Origin of the sequence: Aestuariivirga sp. (assembly GCF_041738905.1) — a bacterium.
Classification (GTDB): domain Bacteria; phylum Pseudomonadota; class Alphaproteobacteria; order Rhizobiales; family Aestuariivirgaceae; genus Aestuariivirga.
In genome coordinates this window covers 1-4758 of sequence record NZ_JBGSOZ010000087.1, presented here as the reverse complement: position 1 = coordinate 4758, position 4758 = coordinate 1, and the positions used below count along the sequence as shown (strand labels likewise).

At 62.7% G+C, this 4758-nt stretch carries 5 protein-coding genes and 2 pseudogenes; 1 reads left to right on the top strand and 6 read right to left on the bottom strand.

Annotation, left to right across the window (positions count from 1 at the left end; translation table 11 throughout):
* A pseudogene (locus ACEW8Q_RS07640) lies at positions 1–184 on the bottom strand (hypothetical protein); the annotation flags it as partial.
* Between the two features lie 65 nt (positions 185–249).
* On the opposite strand from ACEW8Q_RS07640, the gene mutY reads away from it, so the two are divergent.
* Complete coding sequence (mutY, locus tag ACEW8Q_RS07635; RefSeq protein WP_373503458.1) at positions 250–1341, top strand: A/G-specific adenine glycosylase; 1092 nt, start codon at positions 250–252, stop codon at positions 1339–1341.
* Between the two features lie 64 nt (positions 1342–1405).
* Here the strand turns inward: mutY and ACEW8Q_RS07630 are convergent.
* The 5 genes and pseudogenes from ACEW8Q_RS07630 to ACEW8Q_RS07610 form a co-directional block, all read right to left on the bottom strand.
* Positions 1406–1570 (bottom strand): annotated as a pseudogene (locus ACEW8Q_RS07630) (IS1380 family transposase); the annotation flags it as partial.
* A gap of 94 nt (positions 1571–1664) precedes the next feature.
* On the bottom strand, positions 1665–2264 hold the full coding sequence (locus ACEW8Q_RS07625; RefSeq protein ID WP_373503457.1) for a DUF1989 domain-containing protein: 600 nt from the start codon (positions 2262–2264) through the stop codon (positions 1665–1667).
* A gap of 11 nt (positions 2265–2275) precedes the next feature.
* Entirely contained in the window at positions 2276–2956 is a 681-nt protein-coding gene (locus tag ACEW8Q_RS07620; RefSeq protein WP_373503456.1) for an HAD family hydrolase, read from the bottom strand.
* A 62-nt stretch (positions 2957–3018) separates the two neighbouring features.
* Entirely contained in the window at positions 3019–4125 is a 1107-nt protein-coding gene (locus ACEW8Q_RS07615) for a site-specific DNA-methyltransferase (protein WP_373503455.1), read from the bottom strand.
* A gap of 90 nt (positions 4126–4215) precedes the next feature.
* Positions 4216–4758: ribonuclease HII (locus ACEW8Q_RS07610; protein WP_373503454.1), on the bottom strand; the 543-nt coding region annotated here is incomplete at its 5' end.

Here is a 4758-nt window from a genome sequence, read left to right as displayed (position 1 = left end):
CGCCGCCCGCCCGGGCCTCTTCCGCAGCACCCCTGGGCCAGCGGATGCGCTCGGGTGCGGAGACGGCGGCAAGGTCGTCCCCCACGATCTCAGCCCAATGCGAGACGACATCGCCCTGGCCGAAGCCATAGCGTGCGAAGGCGGCACGGGTAATCTCGCGGAAGTGCTTGGTCAGGGTTTCCATTGTCGGGTCCGGCTGGCGGCCTATATCGTCTGGCTATAACAGGAGTCGTTTCGTTGCGCAGCAGCATGGCCAAACAAGGGCCAAGTCCCGGTCTCGCCTCACAACTTCTTGATTGGTACGATGTGCATGCCCGGGTGCTGCCATGGCGGTCGCGGCCGGGCGAACTGGCCGATCCCTACCGCGTGTGGCTCTCCGAGATCATGCTGCAGCAGACGACCGTGCAGGCGGTGAAGGCCTACTTCGAGAAATTCGTGACGCTCTGGCCCACGGTGGAGGCGCTCGCAGCCGCGCCACTGGACGATGTGCTGAAGGCCTGGGCGGGGCTCGGCTATTATGCCCGCGCCCGCAATCTTCATGCCTGCGCAAAGGAGGTCGCATCGCGTTTCGGTGGGCGTTTCCCCGAAACCGAGGAGGAGTTGCGCAGTCTTCCGGGCATCGGGGCCTATACGGCGGGCGCCATTGCGGCGATCGCCTTCGGCAAGCCCCATGCTGCAGTCGATGGCAACGTCGAGCGCGTGATCAGCCGTGTCTATTGCATCGAAACGCCGCTGCCGGACTCGAAGCCCGAGATCAGGGCGAGGGCGGAAGCCTTGGTGCCTTTGCAGCGGTCAGGGGATTTCGCGCAGGCGATGATGGACCTGGGCGCCACCATCTGCACGCCAAAATCTCCCAACTGCCTCATTTGTCCGTGGGCGGAGCATTGCGAGGGCCGCAAGTCCGGCCTGTCCCCCACGCTGCCGCGCAAGAAGCCGAAGAAAGCGGTACCGGTGCGGCGCGGCACGGCTTTCTGGATCGAGCGTGAGGACGGTGCAATTCTTCTGCGGCGGCGGCCGGAGAAGGGGCTGCTTGGCGGAATGATGGAAGTGCCTTCGACGGCCTGGGGCGAGAAGCCGGACAGACCAGAGACCGATGCACCGCTTGCGGCGGACTGGAGCGCGCTGCCCGGCCTCGTCGAGCACACCTTCACGCATTTCCACCTCGAACTTGAAGTGCTGAAAGCCGGATCGGTTTCGACCGGCGAGTTGCTGGATGACGGCGACTACCGCTGGACGGCACAAGGCGATCTTCCCGGCGAAGCACTTCCCACCGTCATGCGCAAGATCGTGGCGCATGTCCTTGGTGGAAACGCGCCCCGGCCAATGCGGAAGAAAACCTAAATGGGGAAACCCGGTATGACTGTGAACCGCGCGCTCGCATCAAAGCTCAAGGACATACAACGGAGGCTTCACCAGCCAACGCGCTGAGGCCGAGGGTGTCGTCAAGTTCACGATACGCAAGCAGACCAGCGTCGGAAGTTATCCGCGAGCCATGGAACTCAAGCTTCAGGCGGCGGTCGAAATCGAGCCTGAGAGTGCCATCATTCGATTCACTCATTGAGTTCGACATGGTGGCCTCGTGCTGATCAGATTAAACTACTGACAAATATACCTGAATTGGCGCCATGCTGCCAGAAATCAGTGCTCTATCCGGCAAATGCGGGCTAGACCACATCCACTTCAAGCTCGGTCGGCCCGCCGCCCGCATTGATCGTCCATCCGTCGACGGCGAGGTCGAAGGGGCACGACGAGACGACGCAGATGAGATCCATCAGCGCTTCCAGCTCCACGAAGGCGCCGGGCGCCACGGGGTTGGGCGGCGACTTGAATGAACCATCCGTCTCGACCGTGGTGCAGGTGAAGAAATTGACGGGCTGCGGAATGACGTCGACCTGATGGCCCTCGCGCCGCATCGCCACGCAGAGGTTTTTCGAACAGCTCGCATGCGGTCCCTTGTGGCCGAAGAACTCGTAGCGGAACTGGTCGCAGGCGGCGATCATCATGTCATGGACGCCATTCGCCCCGTCGCGCGTGAACTTCAGCATCGGCCGGCGGAACCGCGAAATCAGCGTGTCGCCCTGGCGTGGCTTCACGTTGAACGTCGTCACCCAGGTATGGTTGGCCGAAAGCCATTCAGCCGGACTTTGCGCAATGTAGGCAAAGAAATCCGCCGCCTGCGCGCCCTTTGGCGTGGTGATGCGGATGGTCTGGCCCTTGGCGACACGAACCGCGCGGCCCTCGCGCGGCGGAACGATGGTCTTCATGATGGAAACTCCTATCGCCGCCCGCCCACTTCGTCGATGTGGGCCAGCATGTCTGCGGGGTCCTCGTAGACACGGTAAGCGCCGGCACGTTCGAGCTCTTCGGTGCCGTAGCCGCCAGAGAGAAGGCCGATGCCTAAGCCACGCGCGCGCTGGGCCGCGAGCATGTCCCAGATCGAATCGCCCACCACGCAGGAATTCTGGATGTCGACGCCGAGCTTCTCGGCGGCGGCGAGGAACAGGTCCGGGTCAGGCTTGGCATAGCGCACGAGGTCGCGGGTGATGACGATGTTCTTTGCCGGGTCGACGCCGAGGATTTTCAGGACGGGCCCCGCCGTCTCGATGCGGCCGGACGTGGCGATGGCCCAGGGAATGTCATTCTCGGTGAGGAAGGCCAGAAGTTCCCGCGCGCCGGGAAGCGGCATGGTGCGGGGCGAGCGCTGGCCATAATACTTGGCGTGAAGCCGGCTCAGCCGCTCGAGCACTTCCGCGCCGAATTCCTTGCCGGTCTCGCGGGCCAGCGCCTTGGTGAAGAGGCCGCCGGACATGCCGATCTTGCGGTGGAGCCGCCAGATCGACACCTCGATCCCCTCTTCCTGCAGCGCGTCGTGCCACGCAAGAACATGGTCATAGACACTGTCGACGAGCGTTCCGTCGAGATCGAACAGGAATGAGGTCTTCTGGCGGGCTTGCATCTGGGGCTCCTTCGTTCTCCGAAGGATTAAACCCCATACGCCCGCGCGGCAACTCTCCTCGCTTACGCAGCAGCCCCCAGTTCCGAGCGCACCTGCTGACGCAGCATGTCGATGGGAACGAGGTTCGGGCCCTTCCAAACATGCCAGAAGGTCCAGCCGTTGCAGGCTTCCGCCCCTTGCACATGGGCGCCGATCTTGTGGATCGATCCGCTCGCGTCCTTGCAGGCGATCGAGCCATCGGCGCGGATGCGCGCGGCGATGCGGTTGGTCGGGTCGAACAGCGTGTCGCCGGCTTTCACGAGCCCACGCTCCAGAAGCTGGCCGAAAGCCACGCGGGGCTCCGCGCGCTTGGCGGTCGTCACCTTCAGCGCTTCCGTCGAAAGCTGTTCTGTGGCGTCGATACGGGCCAGCGCAGCCTCGGCGTATTCTTCTTCGCGCTCGATGCCGATGAAGATGCGGCCAAGCTGCTTGGCCGTTGCACCCGTTGTTCCAGTTCCAAAGAAGGGATCGAGCACCACGTCTCCGGGGTTGGTGGTGGACAGCATGACGCGATGCAAGAGAGCCTCCGGCTTTTGAGTAGGATGAAGTTTGTCGCCTGAATCATTTTTCAAGCGTTCGCCGCCGGTGCACAGCGGCAGCGTCCAGTCCGAACGCATCTGCAAATCGTCGTTGAACACCTTCATCGCTTCATAATGGAAGGTGTATTTGGTCTTGGCATCGCGCGCCGCCCAGATCAGCGTTTCATGCGCATTGGTGAAGCGCCGGCCGCGGAAATTCGGCATCGGGTTGGTCTTCCGCCAGACGACGTCGTTCAGGATCCAGAATCCTAGATCCTGGAGGATCGAGCCGACGCGGAAGATGTTGTGATACGAGCCGATCACCCACAAGGCACCCGTCGGTTTCAGGATGCGGCGGCATTCCGCCAGCCAGCCCTTGGTGAAGCGGTCATAGGCTTCGAAACTCTCGAACTGGTCCCAGTGATCGTCCACCGCATCGACCTTGCTCTGGTCGGGCCGCGTGAGATTTCCCGCGAGCTGCAGATTGTAGGGCGGATCGGCGAAAACGAGATCGACCGACGCGCTCGGAATTTTTTTCAGTTCCGTCAGGCAGTCGCCGACGAGAATCCGATTATGCAACGGCCGGATGTCCGGCCGTGTCTGATACCCCATCCGACACCCCTGTACGCAAACGCAACTGACTCAAGAATCGGCATCATGAATCGTGCGGAGTCCGGGGTGAATCGGTTTCGGGTTTGATGGTTAACGCGCGAAAAATGCCGCAACGGGCTTGAAGCTTTTCCGGTGCAAAGGCGTGGGGCCGAAGCGCGTGAGAGCCGACTGGTGGAAAGCGGTGCCATATCCCTTGTGCCGTGCGAAGCCATATTCGGGATAAGTCGAATCATGCGCCACCATGATCCGGTCGCGCGTGACTTTGGCGATGATCGACGCCGCCGCAATCGAGAGCGACAGGGCATCGCCGCCGATCACTGTCTGCACTCCGCAGGGCAGGCGTGGCGCACGGTTGCCGTCGATGAGCGCGAAGGACACGACTTCGATCTGCGCCAGCGCCTGTGTCATCGCCCAGAACGTTGCCTGCAGGATGTTGTCGCGGTCTATGCGCCCGGCCTCGGCGATTCCGATGCCCACCCGCGCCGTCTGCATGATGGGATCGAACAGGGCTTCGCGTTGGGCCTCCGTGAGTTTCTTCGAATCATTGAGGCCGGATGGGATGAATCCCGGATCGAGCACAACCGCTGCGGCGACCACCGGTCCCGCCCAGGGCCCGCGGCCCGCCTCGTCGAT

Coding starts and splice junctions, on each gene's coding strand:
- ACEW8Q_RS07615 (WP_373503455.1), bottom strand. CDS start 4,125: ATGGGGTATCAGACACGGCCGGACATCCGGCCGTTGCATAATCGGATT.
- ACEW8Q_RS07625 (WP_373503457.1), bottom strand. CDS start 2,264: ATGAAGACCATCGTTCCGCCGCGCGAGGGCCGCGCGGTTCGTGTCGCC.
- mutY (WP_373503458.1), top strand. CDS start 250: ATGGCCAAACAAGGGCCAAGTCCCGGTCTCGCCTCACAACTTCTTGAT.
- ACEW8Q_RS07620 (WP_373503456.1), bottom strand. CDS start 2,956: ATGCAAGCCCGCCAGAAGACCTCATTCCTGTTCGATCTCGACGGAACG.